The following is a 19,207-nucleotide window of genomic DNA, read 5'->3' as shown; positions in this document are numbered from 1 at the left end:
AAGTAAGCAACAGCATAAAAGCAAGTATTTTACCTGCAAAATGGCATGTGTATCACCAGGATTCGGAACACTACAAAAAAGAAAGACGAAGTGAAATCAATTGATAGGGCTTATAGGGTATCGACACCTGGTTTCGGACAATCGCTAATTCGCTCTGTGGACGTTCGAGCAGGTCGACGAACTCCGCCAGTCCGTAAGGTAAAGAAAAGGAGAGTTTTGCGACCCCTTCCGCGCCCGCACATTCATGACACCGTATGATGATACCGTTCGCCTCTTCGCACTCTTTTATCCATCCGACAGCCAGGGAGCCAGTGTCGATCCAGTGCAGGAAGCTTGCTATCCCGTCGCCGGTGTAGGTCAATGCAGGAGTATACAAAAGATCGGCGGCCTGCGCACTGTTCGGACGGCCGTCCGAACAGCGGCCTTGATATGTACCAATGGCAAAGCGAATTGTATGACGGCCGATATCAGGGAAGTCGGTAGAGACGCCGGGATTCTTATCGTCGGAAGAGTGAACGGACCTGATCAGAGAAAGGCGAAGATCTCCATCGCTGATCCGCCACCCATAGGTAGATTCTGATATCACGGCAAGCCCCCGGCCCATACCGTCGGTAATTGCCGCCCAGCGGCTTGCAGGATCCTCCCAATGGGCCTCATGTTCCGTCGAACCGCTCTGGGCCGAGCGATCGATACTGCCGAAAGGGGTTCCGAATCGTGCCCATCGCCCCTTATATCCGGTCGGGATGGTATACGTAAGGAGGGAATAGCGCTCACGCCAATCGATATCGAGGGAAATAAACAGATAGGGCAGGTCCTTGTACAGTGTGTAACGGACATCCATGCTGCTTTCCGCACCGATCGATATTGAGGATGTAATCTGAACCATCAACGGCCCCGATTCCGTCACGGTAAGGGAGCCAGAAGCGTCAACCCTCTCTCCCCAGGAGCTATGATAGTCGATCTCCCATGCCTCAAAATCGCTCGGACGGTCTGCATGCAACGAGAAAAAGCCTTCACGAACCAGAAGCGGTATTCCCTCTATCTCAAGAGCCGCAAGCATTCCGCTTTCCCGGGAAAATTCCACGCGCACCTGGTCCAACGCGACCGAATAGGGATCGGTCTGCAGCGCTCTCCCCAGCAATGCGGAGTCGAGAGGCTTCGAATCCAGGATTATCCGCTTGCCCTCCAAAGCCTCCAGATGCAGCAGCGAGATCGAAGAGCCGTCAGAGAGGAGCTGCCAGGGAACTCCTCCATCCCTTTTCTGAATTTTCCCAAGCTCTTCTTGCGACAAGGAAATCGGATGGATCGTATCGACGGCATGGGGATTGAAGCATGATAGGAATTGTCCCTCACCTTCGAGTAAGGTTTCTGCCTCATGCGCAAGCTCCTCGGCCGTCGAAAGAAGCTCGGGAATCAGCTCTTTGTAGACCTCGGATATGCTACTTCCCGGAAGCGCATCATGAAACTGCATAAAAACAAGCCGTTTCCAAAAAGCTGCGGTATCATAGCGAGTTCCAGCCGCGCAGGCGGCGGCCTCAAGGGTTTGCAAGCCCTTCTCCACACTCCGATATGCAGATTTCATCGTGCGGGCGGTGGTATAACATCCACGGTGATATTCGAGATAGAGTTCACCTTTATAGACGGGAAGATCATCCGCATATATGGAAAGCTCCCGGAAAAAATCATCGGCTCGTGAAGGATACGTTACAGGAATGCCGGGGGCGGATTCAGCAAGGGCGATCCGTTCACACTGCTCCTCGGTAACGCCCCCGCCACCGTCTCCAAAGCCATAGGTAAGCAAGGAGGTGTCCCAGATTCCCGCCTGTTGATTGGTATAGCTGCACTGTAGAAGTTCCCCGCAATTTGCCCGCGATTCATAGCCGACCTGTGATAGATGGGCTATCAGTTGTGATCCATCCGGGGAACTCCAGATGAAGCTGGTATAGGGGAAGCGATGAAGGGCAGACCAGGAGAGTTTTGTTGTGAAAAAATAGCGGCAGCCTGCAGCGACGGCAATCTGGGGAATCGACTGACTATATCCAAACACATCGGGAAGCCAAAGAATGGTGGAGTAAGTGCCGGTCTCCTTGAGGAAGAATTGTTGACCGAGCACAAAAGAACGGGCAAGTGCTTCCCCGCAGGGCAGCAGGGTATCCGACTCTACATACATCCCTCCGGTAAGCTCGAGCCTGCCATTCTCTATGAAATGTCGCATCTGGCAATAGAGTGCCGGGCTTTCGTCTTTTAGCTGCTCGATTAAATAGGGCTGACTGAAGGTGAAACGCATCTTCGGATAGGTCTCAAGAAGCCGGACCAGCGTACTTGCGGTATGAATATTCTTTTTATGTGTGATCGACCTTGGCCAGAGCCATACCAAATCGAGATGGGAATTTCCCACGGCGGCAATACGACCGGAAAAAAAGTCGCCTTGAAAAGAGGCAGCCGTGGAGCGAAGCGCTTTCAAGGCCTCGGATGCTCCGCAGCGATCATAGATATCAAGAGCCTTTGCAGCGGTTTGCAGCAGCCTTCTAAGGCCCGGCGGTATGCGGTGAAGCGTTGTATGGTATTCGTTCGTTTTATTTCTGATTCCATACTCAGCCAGAAGCGTGGTCACCTGGTCGTCCAGAAACGAGAGCCTGTGATAAAATTCCCAGTACAAGGGATCTTTCTTGACAAGAGAGGCTCCGCCGTACACTAGTGATCTTCCGATCGGAAAGGGAAACTGCGTTTCTCCTTCTCTCATCCACAGCCCCGTCTGATAGGTTCCGCACCAAACGTATAGCTCGCTCGCATCTTCCGGGATCCGTGCATAGGGGTGAGCCGTATCGATACCGGCGTATGCAACACCCCGATGATAGATGGTACACTCTCCCTGTATCCGAAGGAAAAGATAGCGAGGATCTTCGTCAAGAGCCTTCGGAAGTGTAAGGTATCCCCACAAACCGCCCCAGCCCCATTCGGCATAGATTTCTCCCTGTCTCAGGGGACGATACCGAAGCGTCTCCGGTGTTTCACTTTCGGCCGCCCCTATTTGAATCGAGAATTGCGGCTCTTCAAGCAACACCCACATCTTCTCCGCCGCACGTTTTGCATATGCCGAAATACGCTCCCCGATAAGCTGAGGAAAGATCGTATGGTTTGTCTTTTTCATGTCTGCTCCTCTGTCAGCGAAAAGGAGAAACGGAATAGTGCATCATCATCATACCACATCGGGAAATTGGTCCCCCAAAGGTTATTGTGAAGATTAAAAAAGATTCCCTGCCGGAGATCGGGAAGCATGCGATCGAACTCCAGAATTCTCGGCCGACCGAGGGAAACCACCGGAGCATCGAGAGAGCAAACCCGCAAAAGGTCCTGCCTATCGCGCAGCGTGATATCGAGGTGGTCGTCTATGGCATGCAAAGCTCGATTTCCCTGCCGAACGACCTCGGCAGGGTCGATCTGCATTCCCATTTTCGAGAGTTTGAGTGACTGAAAGCAGCTAGGCAGATGGAATTCAAGCCATGAGGATTCAGGAATTCTGGATGCCTCTTTCTTCCTCCAGTGAAGCGCCGCCAGGCAGGTCGGTTTTCTGTGGCTAAACTGATAAGAGAGAGCCACCTCCGCCGGCGCCCCGTACGTCTCTACCGCCTCCTCGGGCATCTGCGTACATACATGAAGTGTAAAGCACTCTTCACCCTCGCGATACCATATGGCGGCCCGGATAGGAAGGAACTGAAGAGATCGCAGGTCGGCGACCCGGGAGAGGCCCGGCTTTGTATAATCGGGCAGAGACCACTCGTGATGGCTCTCGTCGGGCAGAAGATAGGAGGAAAAGAACCGGGAAAACTCCCTGTGATCGTGGACATGGTATCGGTATCGGCAAAAGGGTTCCCCGGGGGATGCAAGCTCAAGCCGTGAGCCGCCGTGATAACAGCGAAGCAGGGCCCCCGTTGCAGCGTCTACCTCAATCTGCCACTTCCCTGAAGAAAAACTTCTTTTCTCTTCCGAATGGGTGAAGCCCCTGTTATCCGGCCACTTCGGCTCCGTTTCTCTCAGGGCCTTTGAGGCTATATCCCGGGCACGATCGGTTTGCAAGGCCGCCACCGCCTGCTCAAGATAGCCTCGCTGTTCCTTCCACGAGCGCTCGAAAAGGCGATAACTCAACCGGCCTTTGAGCTCGTCATAAAAGGAAAGCGGAATCTTTGTATAGCTTAGCACACCCTCTTGCAGCGTATCTTGCGGTATGAGATCACGCTTCCTGGCGGCTTGAAACGCCGGTTTGCTCCAGGAAAGGAAATCGGGAAGAAAACGCTTCTGGTCCATACCCCAGGTGTGTTCAGGAACAAGCAGCAGGGTCCTTGTGAACGTCCGCTCTCCCGGATCGCCCGTTTCTCTTATTTGTGGAATAGAACGTGCCAGGGCACGGTACCTTGCCACCTTCAAGGGATCGGAAGCGGCGCCGTGAATCCAGGTATCCCCGATTTCGCCCTTTACCACGGGAAGCTGCCCGGCAAAGGGAAGAATCGTTTCTGCAAAACTTGAAAGATCCGAAGCGATGATACGGGCATCGGGATATCGCAAACGGATTGTTTCATACAGCTTTTTCAGCTCTCCAATCGAAGGAGGTCGTTCATTGTCGTGCTGATGTGAAAAATATAAGACTGTATGCGCCGGATCAAATTCGGTGATGCTCCCGTATCCCGATTGGTAATTGACAATGATCTCCTTTCCGTCAGCGTGCCAACGAAAAAGTTCAGGAACCTCTGCGGGGGAGCAGGCCGCATTAATACCGATATGCAGGTATTCGATCCCATACGCTTTGAGTAAAGGAACGATCGCCTTCGTATGACCGGGTACATCCGTACATTTCGCGGCGATGGTGTGCCTATCAAAACGCCTGTCCAGCTCCTTAGAAATTTCAAGCCCCTCTTTATACAAATCCACCGTGGCAAGTTCGCTATGCATGGTAAAGGGAAGCGCATGCCAGTGGATCTTATGTGCGGCTATCGCCTTCTCAAGTCGAGATCTCCAGGAAGTTGTAGCAGATGCATAAAAGCGCTGGATCAACCAGGATCCGGTGGTCCAGGAAAAATCGACATCGGGAACCTCTTCCAGCATCTCAATCAATTCGAGGGCCGCCGGTATATACGAATGGAGATATTGATCAACGACCTGATGAGCCAGATCGGTAAATCCAATATCAAGATGTGATTTAAAAACGATGTGAACGTGAGTTTGCTTCGTGGTGTCCATGTTATTCCTGTATATCATCAAAGAATTTCTGAGTAAGGTTGCCGGTTCCTACATCCGACACGATATGGCTGGTTACGTGATAAACAGGATCTTCAGCCACTAAATCAGACGCTTCTGTTTCAAGCCGGAAGAGCGGAAGTACATCTATATAGATTTCGGCTCCTCTTGCCTGCTCCCGCATTGTGCGGATGGCATCGCTCGCCTCCCGGTATCGGTTGGCCGCCTGTTTATCTTCGATCAGGAGGCTGGGAATCAGGTGGGCCTTTACCGATAAGGTCCCCCGATCAAGCAGATATTGCAGATCGAAAAATCGATATTCATGAATCTCATTGCGATCAAGCCAAAGATAGAGTTCATCCAGAATGGATAATGGCCCGGATTTATCGATGACCACATCATGTTCGACAAAAGCGAATGTTACAGATACCTCTGCCCCCTCACGGTTTTTGAATCGGCTCTTATCGGAACCGTAGAACCAAATCGGATGAGAGACCTTCTCCTCGTTCACACAGTTATAATAGAGGGCCCACAGATGATTGTAGCTTCCGTCTCCAGAGAGGGAGGGTGGTTGGCCAACGGCAATGGGCGAGGAGAGCGCAAAGCGGGTATGGCGGTGAAATCCGAACCAATATAATCCCGGCGTAGTAAGGTCAAGGGAACCGGAAGCAGGAAAGAGACCGAGAGGCAGGGAGCCCCGATACCACTGGACAGGGACCGGTCCGCCGTCGCAAAGCGCCTTGTAGTCCACCCTCCCCCCTTCTTTGTCGAAACGCCAATGGAGTGCGATCCCGGTATCCGTCGCCGCAAAGGTGTTCCAATTGCGGATACTCCTGCTGCAGCTCTCGTCGATGAAACCGGTAACCCCCAGACCGATCTCATCGACGGTATGGGCATCGCTGTTTCCAAGAACACTCACAGGAAAGCCCCGATCGAGATACGCGGCATAACAGGCGATATGAGGGTATGCGATAAGGGAGTCCTGTGACTCATCTTCGATCCAGGCATCGAGGACCCCATCCCGTAACAAGCTCCTGAGTGTGGAGCCGTTTATGGCCTCGATACCTGCCGCATGGGGAAGGAAGGTGCCCCGGAACCTATCCGAAGGAAGATAGGGATGGTTTACAATAACGAGGTTTTGCTTTTGGCCGGATAAGAGATAGAAAAAGCCCTCTCGTGCAGAGCCTTCGATACGGGAGGGCTCAATAACGAGGGCATGGCCGATTCGAAATGTGATCTCACAATTATTTACAATGGAGACATCAGGAATCAGGCTTCCCAGCTTTTCCGTTTCGGCTCGCTGTCTCGTCCAGCTTTCGAGGCTGAGATTATGGTTGTGATCACCTGTCCCGAATGCCGTAATGCCGCAGGCTAATCCAGCATCAACCATCTGCCGTATCGTGGCACGGTCCCTGTTATCTGAATAAGCGGTATGGAAATGGTAGTCGGCATATCTAAGTAATTTTTCCAATGCTTCGTCCTTGATGTAGCTGTGCATTGATCAGCAATTCAATATTGCCCTGGGTTTTCTTGTTGATTAAATCAAGCAGTATTTGTACGGAATAGTATCCGATGGTATTGAGCTTCTGAATGACGGCGGCAAAAAAATCGCGCTCTGAAGGGGGATAGCTATGGTTGTCGAATGAACAGAGAGAAAGGTCCTTGGGAATCTCCAGTCCCATAGAGAGGCACTGCCGATACAGATCGTAGATAAAACCACACTCAAGCCCAAAGGCTGCGCTGCAGCCGCTCTCAAGCAATTCTTCGACGAACTCTCTGGTGATAGGTTTTCCGGAAAGATCAAAGCGGTGTAGCATGGTCGGAGCTATCTCCTGCTGCTCATACGCCTGTTTGATTCCCTGCAGCCGAAGCTTCACCGACGGCTTATGCTGATTCTGATAGAGGACCGCAATATGCTTATGCCCCATCGACAAAAGATATTCCGTCATCTGACAGGACGCTTTGCGGTGATCGGTGATGATGTAGTTACCCTCATATTCCGGAATGTAGTTGTCCACCTGAATAACCGGAAATTGTGCCTTTTCGAATTTTCTGATATTCGCGGCAAGAAGACGATTGGCGGCACGATTGACGGAAACGGCGGGTAGAAAAATAATCCCCCCCTTACGATCCTTAGGGATGAGATTGAGAATGTCGATCTGTTCCATGGTATTCTTTCCCGGACGCTGGAGGATCAGATGGACATGCTTATGGTGATTATCGTCAAGGGCCTTTCTCATCCCCTCGATGATGGCTGACTCGAGATTGAAACTTTCGGATGGGAGAATGGCATAAAGGTCTATTGCCTGGGGTATGGAAACATCCTTGACGAAACTTCCGCTCCCCTGAATCTTATAGACCACCCCATCCTTCATCAGATTTTCAAGGGCACGGCGTACGGGATTTCTACTCACTTGGAGCCGTTCAATAAGCTCATCTTCGGAAGGAATCTTGCTTCCCACCGGAAACCTACCGCTTTCGATCTTCTCGAGAATATAGTGTTCAACCTGTTCATATTTTTTCATCATCTATTCCTTTACCGAGCCGACCATAATACCTGTTGTAAAATAGCGTTGCGCAAAGATGTACACAATAAGCAACGGGATGACAGAGACAACGATACCGGCCATCCTTGCATTATTGGCGACAGATTGCGTCGTACTGGTAAGCTCTGAAGAGACAACCAGACTTTTCAGAGCTATCTGAAGCGTATATTTTTTCGTTGAGTTGATGAACAAGACCGCGGGGAGGAAATGGTTCCACCTGCTGACGAACTGAAAGATGGCTATCGTTGCTATCCCCGGTTTTGCCAGGGGCAGATACACCTTGGAAAACACGATCCATTCGTTTGCTCCCTCTATAATTGCGGACTCCTCCAAGGAGCGTGGAATTCCCTCGAAATAGTTTTTCATCAGAAAGATACTGAAGGTCGAAACGATATCAATGAGGATCAGAGACCAAAGGGTATCGATCAGACCGATCTTTTTCATGGTTACATAGACCGGAATGATAATCATTTGAAAGGGAATCATCATCGGGATCGTGACAAGAAGCACCACAAAGCTCTTGCCGGGGAAGCTGCTGCGTATCAGAACAAAACCGGCCATGGAGCAGAGCAGTACGTGGGAGAGGGTACCGATTACCGTTACGAAGGTATTATTCAGCAAGGGAGTCAGGATGGCGACGCGCCGGAACAGGTTCACGTATCCGCTGAGGCTCAGGGTCTTGGGAAACAGCTTAATCGTATTTTCGTATGATTCGAGGTCCGTCGAAAATGAAACCGCCAGAACATTCAAAAAGGGAACGATCATGGTCATGGCGAGCAGCGTGAGAAACAGCACATTGCAAAGAAGAAATATATTTCTTGATCGGAACATATGGTAGTTAGACATGGTATTTCGAAACCTTCCTCACAAGCAGGGTAATAACAAAGGTAACTGAAAAGATAAAAATAGAGACTGCAGATGCATATCCGATATTGAATTTCTCCAAACCATGGGTATAGACATAGTACATAAGAACATCTACCTTTTCGGCTATAACCTCGTTTCGCAGGACATACACCTGATCGAAAATCCTCAAGGCCCCCATAACATTCAGCAGCAGAACGACTTTCAAGGTGTTGACCAGTTCGGGAACCGTAATGAACCAGGCCCGCTGGAATCCGTTGGCACCGTCTATCAGGGCGGCCTCATAAACGGCGGGATTGATGCCGGCGATCGCCGCCAGGTAGAGAATACAAACATAGCCGGCCTGCTTCCAAAGATTAATGCCGATAAAAAGTCCTCTGGCATAGGAACTAATAGCCAAAAAGTATACCGATTCTTTCCCAAAGATCGCACCGATGTTATTTACCAATCCGCCGGGCGCAAGAATGAAGGTCCAGATTCCCCCGACCACAACCCATGAAAGGATGTGGGGCAAATAGAGAATAGACTGAAAGCCCCGCTTGAGCGGCAAATGCACCACCTCATTTAGAGACAAGGCAATAACCATGGGAACGAAGGCCGTTAGAACAACATTGCTCAAGCCCAGGATAAGCGTATTACCGAAGACGTTCCAAAAGCCCGGGGTTGTAAACATTTTCTGGTAATTTTTTATGCCGACGAAGGAGCTTGCTCCGACGAAACGAAAATCCTGAAAGCTCATCTTGATTCCGTCGGCAAGCGGAAATATTGAAAAGAGAATAAAGTAAAGCAACGTCGGAAGAATCATGAGGTAAAGTACCCTATATCGATTGAACTGCTGCTGTAATGCACTCCGCCTCTTCATATCCTCTCCTTATATATAATGCGATGCAGTGTGCTCAAAGAAACAAGCACACTGCGATACAATAATGATGGTACGTGAGATTTTGATATTTAGAATATGCCTTCTTGTTCGAAGCGTTTATTCATGTTTGCGATTCCCTCTTCGGGAGAAATCTTTCCCAGAATGATTTTAGCGGCTTCCGCCCGCGATATCTCTTCCCACTGTTTGTCGTATGCGGTAACATACTGAGGCTTTCCATATGTTCTGACAATTTCGGCCGCCTTCTCAAATCCTTCTAACTCGCCAAAGGGATTTACCCAGGCAAGAGACTTCGGTTGTGGAGCACCGTGATCCATGGCATGGGCCTTGCCCAGCTCGGTCAGCTCATAAGTCCCATTATCAAAGGTGTAATCATGATCTTTTATGCCCAAGGTCGAGAGGATATTTCCATCATAGCTATGCCAAAACTCAATCACCTTGAATGCCGCATCTTTATGTTTTGATACCCGTGGGATAGCCATAAGGCCGTCGTTGCCCGCACGGCACATGATCGTTCCATCGGGCCCCTTGGGGGGAGTAATGCCTCTGGCCTTGAACGGAGAATCGGGCCGTTCAGCCTTTACCGTTTGATTAAACAGGCCCACCCATGCGGCCCAGTAGAAGGTCATGCCGGCTTTACCGGTCATGAACATGTCGCGAAAATTGGAAGATTTGTTTGTAATGAAATTCGGTTCAAGGATTCCCTCTCGATATAATCTGGCCAGGAATTCATAGACAGGAATTGCCGCTTCCGTGGCATACGGGGAGTAAAGGTTTCCCGTCTCATCTTTTACAAAGCCCCGGGCAAGACCGTAGGCACCGAAGAGGCTCGAGAGATCGTAAAGGCTATAACCGACGGCGAGGCCATAGGTATCGTCTTCTCCGTTGCCGTCGGGATCGTCAAAGGTAAACGCCTTCAATACCCTGTAGTATTCATCCAAGGTGGTCGGCACTTCCAGTTCCAGATTCTCAAGCCAATCGTACCGGATAATCGGTAAGGTTCCCTGCTCAAATTTATTAAATACCCCGTAGATCTCCCCGTCCTTATCACGAATGCGTTCCCATTCGGCCGGATCGATAATCGAAGGATCATGTAAGACTTTCGACGCCTCGATCCTATCGGTAAGTGGTTCAAAGAGATCCTGGTCTTTCAGGCTTGCCATCAGGGAAGAATCGATGTAGACAATATCAAGGGGTTCTCCCGTTGCCAGCATCGCCGTCAACTTTGTGCTGTACTCGCTGGAAGGCGGTTTGATCATGGATACCTCGACCCCTGTCAAACGCTTGACCTCATTCTCAAATAGAACATTTTCCTCAGGTTCCCGGCCGCCTTGAACGGAGGTAACCCAGATCACCTTCTCTTCTTCTTTCTCTCCTTGCGCCCAAAGGTTAAGGGCACATACCGCAAGCAGCAGCACCAACACGTAGCCCTTACATAAAAATAGCTGTTTTTTCATGTCACCTCTCCTTAGGTCTCGTATTATCAGACCGTTTTATATTATTGTCAAATTATTATTATATTTTCTATGTTAAAAAATAATTACTTGTGTAATAGAAATATATTACTCAAATAAACAATAGTTATTATCTAATTTATTACTTTTTCTGAATTTATATAAAAATAAGGTTACATTTTGATGCATATTCCATTTAGTCCGGTATCTTGATTTACCACGATTCCCCAAACCCGTGAACTTGTTACAACAACGCTTCTTTGCTATAGTAAAGAGGGGTGCATGCTATATGGCTACAGAGCATGAGATTATCAAGACCCCGAAAGCGCTTTTAGCTTGGGTATATCTTCTCTCGGAAAATCAAGTGTATCATGTATCCGATCACTGGCATCTCAGCCTGGAAATCACCATGGGCCTCAAAGGCTCCTATCGATACAGGATCAACAATCGTCTTTTCACGGTGAAGCCAGGTGACATTTTGCTTATCAACTCGGGAAATGTGCATGCCTGCGAAGCCGTCGAGCCTCAGCGCAGCGATGCCCTTTCCATCATTTTCCCTCATGAATTCCTCAAAAAGGCATGCGAGAACATAGATTTCCTCACCTTCTCTCTGGATCGGGGAACGAAAGAAACGTATCGAGAGCTGAAAGAGGCCATGGATGAAATGTATGCCATATTCGTCCGCAGAGAGGAAATTCCCAATTATCAGCTCATGCTCAACAGCATTGTGTACCGGATTATTTTTCTACTGATAAACTACTTCAGCGACAGCAGCTATCCCCACTGCAATGTTCTATCGCAACGCAACCTGCAGCAGTGCGAAAGGATCATCAGATTTATCGACAAACAGTATCAGGAGCCCATTACCCTTGAGTTGCTTGCGCAGCACATGGGCATCAGCAGGGAGCATCTTTCACGTATATTTAAAAGCAACATGGGAACGACCTTCAAACACTATCTCACCAGTATTCGCATGTACTACGCCTACATCGAACTTATCACCACAGACATGTCGATCATCGATATCGCCCTGGAACAGGGTTTTCCCGACACCAGGGCATTTATCAAAAGCTTCAAAGAGCTGTACGGCGTTACTCCACTGCAATACCGTAAGAATCACGAGCATGTGAGTAATCTTGATCACAAGAAATTCGTTATCGGCCTCTATTAGACGGCACCCTGTGCGGCCGCTTCGATGGCGCGGTTCATGGTCCCGGTCAAATCCCTGACCATGGGAAGCGAGACCTTGCCATTTCCATTCATATCGAGATACGAGTAAAGTCCCCAGAAACTTTTGCGCAAGGCATGTTCGAGGGCTTCCGTTACATCGGATCTGGCGATGATTCCCCGGTCGATAAGAAACTCGAAGAGCATATCCCGGCTTATCGGGCTCTCAAGAATCTCGGAAAAGCCACTTTCGGCATTCAGTATCCGTAAAGGCTTCGGAGGGGCGATAATCCGGACCGGGACAGAGGCCTTGATATTCCGACTTGAAGAACCGATCTCGATAAGGAAGGCGTCGCTGTCGGCGCTCCATCCATCCCGACTTTCATCGAAATAGGAAAAATCCCGTTCACATAGGGTAAAGCAGGCACGTTTTTTCTCTCCCGGGGCAAGGGAGAGCTTTGCAAAGCCCTTCAATTCCCGCACCGGACGGGGTATTCGTGGAGAGCTTTGCGAAAGATAGAGTTGAACGACCTCTTTTCCGAAGAACTCCCCGCTGTTTTCCACCTCCACCGCTATCTCGAGGCATTCCGGTAGCCTGACGGTTTCGGAAGAGAGTTTCACATCACCATAGGTAAATCTGGTGTAGGAGAGACCGTAGCCGAAGGGAAAAAGGGGTTCCAGTCCCCGGTAATCATAGTAACGGTAGCCGGTGAATATACCTTCACCGACGACAAGGTTGAAACCGTCACCGGGAAAGCTGGTAAAAGCGGGGGTTTGCCGGAGGCTTTTGGGGATTGTTACCGGCAACCTTCCGCTGGGATTAACCGTTCCAAAGAGCACCCTGGCAATCGCATCCCCCACACCCTCACCGCCGAATCCCGTCATCAGCAGTGCATCGACCCGGTCGCTCCAGGCCATTTCAACAGCATCGCCTGACTGCAAAATGACAACTACCGGTTTTCCCGTGGAGAGCACCGCTTCCAGCACACGCTCATGGCTGGCTTCAACGCGCATATGCTCCCGATTGTAGTGATCGGATTCCGGAGGCAGAAAGCTTCCAAGAAAGAATACGACGACATCGGAGGAGGCGGCACAGGCCCTCGCCTCCTCCACCATGGAAGTATCCTCCCCTCCGGCACCCCCTCCGTCGTCCTCTCCGGCGCCGCGGTACCCCCGGCTGAAGAGCACCTTTGTCTCAGCCGGCGCCTGCTCCTTGATGCAGTCGAGAGGGGTATCCACCCGCCTGCTGTTCACAATCGCACAGCCTGTCCCCTGGTAAAGGGGAGAGAGGGCAAGCTCACCGATAACGGCAATCGTGCCGCAGGAGGCCGAAAGCGGTAGCACATGGTTCTCATTTCGCAAAAGCACGATCGACTCTGCAGCGGCCCTTCTGGCAAGATCATGATGCATACGGGTGTCGACCTGACCGCCTTCCTGCCGCATCGCCTCAAGGCGAAATACCATCCTGAGGATGTTACGCACCCGCCCGTCGATGTGCGCCTCATCGAGTTCGCCTGCCAGGATACGCTCACGCAGATACGCTTTAGAGCCGAGGGACTCCGGCATCTGCAGGTCCAAACCCGCCTTTGAAGCGGCCACAGGATCCGGCACCCCTCCCCAGTCGCTGATAACGAACCCGTCGAAGCCCCAACGGTCCCGCAGAACCTCGGTCAAAAGCCAATGGTTCGCAGAGGCATAGACCCCGTTTATCTTGTTGTAGGAGCTCATCACCCCGACAGGGTGCGCCGTCTTGACAATATACTCAAAGGCGGCAAGGTATATCTCGTGGAGCGTACGACGGTCACAGATCTCATCAACCCTGGTTCTGTTACTGTCGCTGTGATGGCAGGCAAAGTGTTTGACGACCGCACCCACCCCCCTTTCCGCAAGCCCCTTCACCATGGCCGCACCCATACGGCCGGTCAGAAAGGGATCCTCGGAATAGTATTCGAAATTACGTGCGGTGAGGGGATGTCTGCGGATATTGATTCCGGGCCCCAGCAGAAGACGGATGCCTAAGGCCCTGCACTCCTCGGCAATGGCTCGGCCCACCTCCTGTATAAGCTCGGTATCCCAGGAACAAGAGATCGTCGATCCGGAGGGAAAGCAGGTTGCGGCATAGGTACAGGTCAGAGCCTCATCGCTGTCAAAGCTGCTGTTGATCGCATTATAGGCAAAATCGGTATCATCAGGCCCTTTAGACTCCTTTTGCAGCCGTACTCCGCTGGTCCCGTCGCTCATCAGCACAGCGGGAACCCCAAGGCTGGGGAACGCTGCCGTATGCCATAGCCCGTCACCGGTGCATAAGCGAAGTTTTTCATCAAGGCTCATCTGCCCAAGAATCGTTTCGATTGCTCTTGTTCCCGTCATTCCTCTGTTCCTATCCCTTTATCCTATCTCTTTAACTGATCCCAGCGTGTTTGCAGCTCTTCGAGAAAGCCGGGGACATCGAGTTTTCCCGCCACAAGCTTCTGAACCGCATTTCCGAAGTATTCCGCCCCGCCTGCCGGGTACATGGAATTGTAGATGCCATAGACCTTCCCCTGGCTTGCATAGCGGGAGAGATCCGAACTCAAGGCCCCTACCTTGTCGGGATTTGCTTCGAAGCTGGTGAAGGCCGGGATAAAAAGGAGCTGGTCCGTCATCGCTTTCCGTCCCTCTTCGCTCGTTGCAAGCCAGGTAAGGAAGGCTTTGGCCTCTTCTTTCGCCGGAGATTCTTTATTAATGACCCAGTATCCCGTAACTCCGGCATAGAGCTTGTCGTTGCTTGCAACATCATCGTTGATCGGCATCGGTATCAAACCAACCTGCATATCGGGGTTGGCACTATCGATGGAGGGCTGAAGCCAGTTTCCTCCAAGGGTCATGGCAATAGACTCACTGAACAGGAGGGCTGTCTGCTGATTAAAGCCGGTGTTCAGGGGAGATTCGCACTGAGAGAAATCGTAGAGGATGAAATTGGCAACCTCCTCGAAGATTTCGTTTCCGACAAAGGTTTCGCTTCCATCGTTTAAGCCCTGTATGAAGGCAAGGGGATCGGGCTGCCTGGCAATTCCCATATTTACCAGAAACATTCCCGCCTGATACCAATCCATGTAGGTACCTGCAAGGGGCTGTATTCCCGCCTGCTTCAGTTTTTCAACGGCACGCTGTAATTCGGTGAAGGTCTTCGGGACCGAGGTGATGCCCGCCTCGGCAAAGAGCCGCTTGTTGTAGACATAGCCGTAGCCCTCTACCGATACGGGAAAGCCGTACACCGTACCGTCGGCGGCGCTTATGCCCTCTTTTGCCAGCGGTACCATATCGGAAACCCAAGGCTGATCGCTGAGGTCCTCAAGACGGGACTGCCAGAGATCGAGTTCCGAACCACCCAATATCATAAAGATATCAGGGGCCTGGCCTCCGGCGAATTTGGTACGAAGGCTGGTCGTATAATTGTCACTCAAAGACTCGATGACAAATTCCACATTCGGATGCAACTCGCTATAGCGTGTAGTTACATCACGAAGGGCCTGATCAATCTCGATTTTGCTCTGAGAGAGAAAGATCGTCGTTTTGCCACCCGAGGCCTGCGACGAATCGGCCTGACCTCCGGCCATGAGCGGCGAAAGCAACACCGCTGCAAAGCATACTAGGCATAGACCCTTAGCTATTTTCATATATTCCTCCTTTGAAATAGCATTTCCAACACTATCCTTTCACCGCACCAGAGAGGATTCCCGCCATAATCTTTTTCTGAGCGGCAATGAAAACCACCAGGATGGGAATCATACTCAAGACCAAAGCGGGCAATGCGACCTCCCATCTACTGTTATACATGCCGAATAATCTATTGATACCAAGCTGGATCGTACTCAGGGCATGGTTATTGATAACGATCAGGGGCACCATGACGTCATTCCAGATCCAGAACCCGTCCATCACAAGGACACTCATCATTGTGGGAGCCAAAAGCGGCAGAACGATGGTAAAGAAGATAGGGATGGTCCCATATCCGTCGATCTTTGCAGCCTCTTCAAGTTCAGCGGGAAGAGCCATGACAGCTCCCCTCATCAGAAAATAGGCAAAGGCCAGTCCGATCCCCCAATAGGTAAGCACAGCCCCGAAGAGGGTATTGTTTATGCCGATACGACCGAGGACCTGCACAAGGGGAATCATGATGGATGCAAAGGGAATCAGGATCGACATGATGATGGCCGTCGTCAAAATCTTCGAATAGCGAGAAGGATGCCTGACATGCCACCAGGCCACCATCGTGGCAAAAAGGATGATTCCCAAAAGGGAAAAGAGGGTGACGATAAAGGTATTCTTGAACAGAAGAGGGAAATTCACGATCTTCCAGGCGTTCGTATAATTGCTCCATACAAGTTTCGTTGGCAGAGAAAGGGGATGAGAAATGATCTCCTGCAATGGTTTTAAAGAGTTGAGAAAGACGAACAGTAGCGGGAAAAGAAAAAGAAAGGCCGCTATAAACATAATCACATAGAGGATCATCGACGAGATGGTCTGCCTCCCGTTCATGCCGTTCATGCGTAGGCCTCCTCTTTCTTTCTAGTCACAAGCAACTGAATCGAGGTAATGATCAATATGATGAGGAAAAATATGACAGATTCGGCGGACGCCAGGCCGTAGCGATTCTTGACGAAGGCATCGTTGTAGATCCCCAGGGCCATGGATACCGTTGAACCATAGGGCCCTCCCTTTGTCAGTGATAGATTGAGCTCGAACATCTTGAAAACATTTGCGGTACTCCAGAACAGCGCCACCGTGATGAAAGGCATGCAGATGGGAAGTTTGATTCTGAAAAGGGTACGAAAGGTACCGGCACCGTCGATCTCGGCTGATTCCAGAACATCCCGAGAAATTCCCATGAGAGCGGCGGTCATGATGACCATGACATACCCCACATTTTGCCAGGTACTGACAATGATCAAGGCGGTAAAGGCGGTCTCTTCGGTCCCGAGCCAGGGAAGCTGCATAAAATCAAGATGAAAAAGGGTCCCGAAAGCGGGGAAACCGTTGATGAAGATGAACTGCCAGATAAAACCGAGGACCAGGCCCCCGATCGTTTGGGGAAGATAAAAAGAGGCCCTCAGTGCATCACGAAATTTAAGGGGCCTGACCAAAACCACGGCAAGTGCCACACCGATAACCATGACCAGGAAAACCTGCACAACGGCAAAACGTAAGGTAAACCAAAAGGTACGCAGAAAATCAGACTGCCGTGTAAAGATATTCTTATAATTTTCAAGGCCGATAAACGATAGTTCTTTTGTTATACCGTTCCAATCACTAAATGAATGAATAAAGCCCGTCACAAAGGGAACAAAAACAATAACAAAAAACAGAATCGTCGCCGGACCGAGAAAAAACAGATGCTCCCATATGCTGTTCTGACGCACCCCTCTCCCCATCTCATCCTCCTTTCTGCCGCTTGAATAAAAATAGCATGGGCAATACAGCAATTTCATTCCATTTTTTAATGGGAAAATATACATTTTGTGATATTGTAGCGGAAAAACCGAACAGTTTTGGCGGCACCTTGACAGCTTTCCCCCTTTTGGCATAGCCTCACATACGGCTCCTCCCCCCTTTGTCTGCCTGCCGCAAATTCAAGGATGTATCGGAGGAAAGCTTCGTGAAAAAGAAAACGCTCATCAAAGACGCCCTGGCAATCGTAAGCTGCGATAAGAAGGATACCATATACCGTGACAGCGATATCCTGATAGAGGGAGGTCGCATCCTCCGTATTGGAAAGGATCTGGAGAAATCCCCGGAGGCAGAAGGCGCACAGTGTATTGAGGCAAAGGGGAAATTTCTCTACCCGGGACTGATCAACACCCACCATCACTTCTTCCAGACCTTTGTGAGAAACCTCACCTCCATCGATTATCCCAACATGACCGTTCCCGACTGGATCGGAAAGATCTATCAGACCTTCAAGCGTGTCGATGCCGATGTCATCTACTACTCATCCCTTACGGCCATGGCCGATCTGGTAAAACACGGCTGTACCACGGCCTTCGATCACCAGTACTGTTTTCCGCGATCGGCAGGAAAAAATCTGATAGACCGGCAAATGGAGGCCGCCGCCCAGATCGGTATCCGTTTCCATGCAGGACGGGGCGCCAACACCCTGCCTCAAAATCAGGGAAGCAATGTTCCGGAAGAGATGATCGAAACCACCGATGAATTTCTTGAGGATTGCCAGCGGCTCATCGATATCTATCACGATCCGAACCCCTATAGCATGCGACAAATCGTCGTCGCTCCCTGCCAGCCGATCAATTGCAGCAAGGAGACCTTTACCGAATCCCTGCGCCTTGCCCGGGACAAAGGGGTCTTTCTCCATACCCATCTGGGTGAGGGGGAAAACGAGATGATGGTCGACCGATGGGGAACAAGGAGCCTTGCCTGGTGCCGGGAGCTCGGCTTTCTCGGACCCGACGTCTGGTTCGCCCACGGCTGGGAGCTTACGCCTGCGGAGTATAGGGTAATGGCGGAAAGCGGAACGGGCCTGTCCCACTGCCCTGCTCCTGCCACCCTGGGAGGTTTTCCCATCATCGATATGAAGGCGATGCAGAAAGCGGGAATGAGAGTGAGTCTCGGCTGCGATGGTTCGGCAACAAACGACGGATCGAACCTGCTTGATTCCCTGCGCATGGCCTATTTGATGCAGAGCTACCACAGTAAGCAGCGGGGCGGCGCGGTAAGTGCATACGAGATGCTGAAAATCGCCACTGTCGAAGGTGCCGCCATGATGGGAAGAGAGGATATCGGAAGCATCGAAGAGGGAAAGGGGGCGGATTTGTTTCTTGTCGATGCCCGGAGCCTCGAACTTGCGGGGGCTCTCCACGATCCGGCAAACCTTCTTGCCAGGGTCGCTGTCACCGGTCCGGTCTGGCTCACCATGGTACATGGCAGGGTTGTCTATGCCGAGGGAAGGCTCACCGGTATCGAGGAGGAAACGGTTGCGCAAGAGGCCGAACGGGTCTGCGACAGGGTGATCAGGAATGCGTAAGCCCCCCGCCCTTCACGCCTACGCGTCTCAAAGATAGACCAGC

13 protein-coding genes are annotated in these 19,207 nt (G+C 50.9%); 2 read left to right on the top strand and 11 right to left on the bottom strand.

Annotation, left to right across the window (positions count from 1 at the left end):
- Positions 1–70 precede the first annotated feature (70 nt).
- The 7 genes from SPIRS_RS06200 to SPIRS_RS06170 form a co-directional block, all read right to left on the bottom strand.
- Positions 71–3,151 carry an alpha-mannosidase gene (locus SPIRS_RS06200; RefSeq protein ID WP_013253823.1) on the bottom strand — a complete coding sequence of 1,027 codons (3,081 nt, stop codon included), beginning with the start codon at positions 3,149–3,151 and terminating at the stop codon, positions 71–73.
- Positions 3,148–5,235, bottom strand: a complete 2,088-nt coding sequence (locus tag SPIRS_RS06195) for a DUF5054 domain-containing protein (RefSeq protein ID WP_013253822.1) — start codon at positions 5,233–5,235, stop codon at positions 3,148–3,150. The genes SPIRS_RS06200 and SPIRS_RS06195 overlap by 4 nt, the downstream gene beginning before the upstream one ends.
- A gap of 1 nt (position 5,236) precedes the next feature.
- Positions 5,237–6,703 carry a CehA/McbA family metallohydrolase domain-containing protein gene (locus SPIRS_RS06190; protein ID WP_148224039.1) on the bottom strand — a complete coding sequence of 489 codons (1,467 nt, stop codon included), beginning with the start codon at positions 6,701–6,703 and terminating at the stop codon, positions 5,237–5,239.
- Positions 6,687–7,757, bottom strand: a complete 1,071-nt coding sequence (locus SPIRS_RS06185) for a GntR family transcriptional regulator (RefSeq protein WP_013253820.1) — start codon at positions 7,755–7,757, stop codon at positions 6,687–6,689. Before SPIRS_RS06185 ends, SPIRS_RS06190 begins: the two co-directional genes overlap by 17 nt.
- Positions 7,758–7,760: 3 nt before the next feature.
- Positions 7,761–8,624, bottom strand: a complete 864-nt coding sequence (locus SPIRS_RS06180; RefSeq protein WP_013253819.1) for a carbohydrate ABC transporter permease — start codon at positions 8,622–8,624, stop codon at positions 7,761–7,763.
- Positions 8,617–9,504: an ABC transporter permease subunit gene (locus SPIRS_RS06175; protein ID WP_013253818.1), complete on the bottom strand. Its 888-nt coding sequence runs from the start codon at positions 9,502–9,504 to the stop codon at positions 8,617–8,619. Before SPIRS_RS06175 ends, SPIRS_RS06180 begins: the two co-directional genes overlap by 8 nt.
- Before the next feature lie 89 nt (positions 9,505–9,593).
- On the bottom strand, positions 9,594–10,979 hold the full coding sequence (locus tag SPIRS_RS06170; protein WP_013253817.1) for an extracellular solute-binding protein: 1,386 nt from the start codon (positions 10,977–10,979) through the stop codon (positions 9,594–9,596).
- Between the two features lie 286 nt (positions 10,980–11,265).
- On the opposite strand from SPIRS_RS06170, the gene SPIRS_RS06165 reads away from it, so the two are divergent.
- On the top strand, positions 11,266–12,147 hold the full coding sequence (locus tag SPIRS_RS06165; RefSeq protein ID WP_013253816.1) for an AraC family transcriptional regulator: 882 nt from the start codon (positions 11,266–11,268) through the stop codon (positions 12,145–12,147).
- Here the strand turns inward: SPIRS_RS06165 and SPIRS_RS06160 are convergent.
- Genes SPIRS_RS06160 through SPIRS_RS06145 form a run of 4 tightly spaced genes read right to left on the bottom strand, consistent with a single transcriptional unit; the run spans position 12,144 to position 17,557 of the window.
- Positions 12,144–14,513, bottom strand: a complete 2,370-nt coding sequence (locus tag SPIRS_RS06160) for a glycoside hydrolase family 3 C-terminal domain-containing protein (RefSeq protein ID WP_013253815.1) — start codon at positions 14,511–14,513, stop codon at positions 12,144–12,146. The two genes, SPIRS_RS06165 and SPIRS_RS06160, sit on opposite strands and share 4 nt — an antisense overlap.
- A gap of 23 nt (positions 14,514–14,536) precedes the next feature.
- Positions 14,537–15,802 carry an ABC transporter substrate-binding protein gene (locus tag SPIRS_RS06155; protein ID WP_013253814.1) on the bottom strand — a complete coding sequence of 422 codons (1,266 nt, stop codon included), beginning with the start codon at positions 15,800–15,802 and terminating at the stop codon, positions 14,537–14,539.
- Between the two features lie 31 nt (positions 15,803–15,833).
- Positions 15,834–16,673, bottom strand: a complete 840-nt coding sequence (locus SPIRS_RS06150; protein ID WP_013253813.1) for a carbohydrate ABC transporter permease — start codon at positions 16,671–16,673, stop codon at positions 15,834–15,836.
- Positions 16,670–17,557: a carbohydrate ABC transporter permease gene (locus SPIRS_RS06145; protein ID WP_013253812.1), complete on the bottom strand. Its 888-nt coding sequence runs from the start codon at positions 17,555–17,557 to the stop codon at positions 16,670–16,672. The genes SPIRS_RS06150 and SPIRS_RS06145 overlap by 4 nt, the downstream gene beginning before the upstream one ends.
- 224 nt (positions 17,558–17,781) lie before the next feature.
- Here SPIRS_RS06145 and SPIRS_RS06140 point away from each other — a divergent pair, with 224 nt between their 5' ends.
- The gene (locus SPIRS_RS06140) at positions 17,782–19,164 is read left to right on the top strand and encodes an amidohydrolase family protein (protein WP_013253811.1); all 1,383 of its coding nucleotides are present in this window, start codon (positions 17,782–17,784) and stop codon (positions 19,162–19,164) included.
- Positions 19,165–19,207 lie beyond the last annotated feature (43 nt).

It is taken from the genome of Sediminispirochaeta smaragdinae DSM 11293 (assembly GCF_000143985.1).
Taxonomy (GTDB): domain Bacteria; phylum Spirochaetota; class Spirochaetia; order DSM-16054; family Sediminispirochaetaceae; genus Sediminispirochaeta; species Sediminispirochaeta smaragdinae.
This window is presented reverse-complemented; position numbering and strand designations above follow the sequence as displayed.

Coding starts and splice junctions, on each gene's coding strand:
- SPIRS_RS06175 (WP_013253818.1), bottom strand. CDS start 9,504: ATGAAGAGGCGGAGTGCATTACAGCAGCAGTTCAATCGATATAGGGTA.
- SPIRS_RS06160 (WP_013253815.1), bottom strand. CDS start 14,513: ATGACGGGAACAAGAGCAATCGAAACGATTCTTGGGCAGATGAGCCTT.
- SPIRS_RS06165 (WP_013253816.1), top strand. CDS start 11,266: ATGGCTACAGAGCATGAGATTATCAAGACCCCGAAAGCGCTTTTAGCT.
- SPIRS_RS06155 (WP_013253814.1), bottom strand. CDS start 15,802: ATGAAAATAGCTAAGGGTCTATGCCTAGTATGCTTTGCAGCGGTGTTG.
- SPIRS_RS06170 (WP_013253817.1), bottom strand. CDS start 10,979: ATGAAAAAACAGCTATTTTTATGTAAGGGCTACGTGTTGGTGCTGCTG.
- SPIRS_RS06200 (WP_013253823.1), bottom strand. CDS start 3,151: ATGAAAAAGACAAACCATACGATCTTTCCTCAGCTTATCGGGGAGCGT.
- SPIRS_RS06145 (WP_013253812.1), bottom strand. CDS start 17,557: ATGGGGAGAGGGGTGCGTCAGAACAGCATATGGGAGCATCTGTTTTTT.
- SPIRS_RS06185 (WP_013253820.1), bottom strand. CDS start 7,757: ATGAAAAAATATGAACAGGTTGAACACTATATTCTCGAGAAGATCGAA.
- SPIRS_RS06150 (WP_013253813.1), bottom strand. CDS start 16,673: ATGAACGGCATGAACGGGAGGCAGACCATCTCGTCGATGATCCTCTAT.
- SPIRS_RS06180 (WP_013253819.1), bottom strand. CDS start 8,624: ATGTCTAACTACCATATGTTCCGATCAAGAAATATATTTCTTCTTTGC.
- SPIRS_RS06195 (WP_013253822.1), bottom strand. CDS start 5,235: ATGGACACCACGAAGCAAACTCACGTTCACATCGTTTTTAAATCACAT.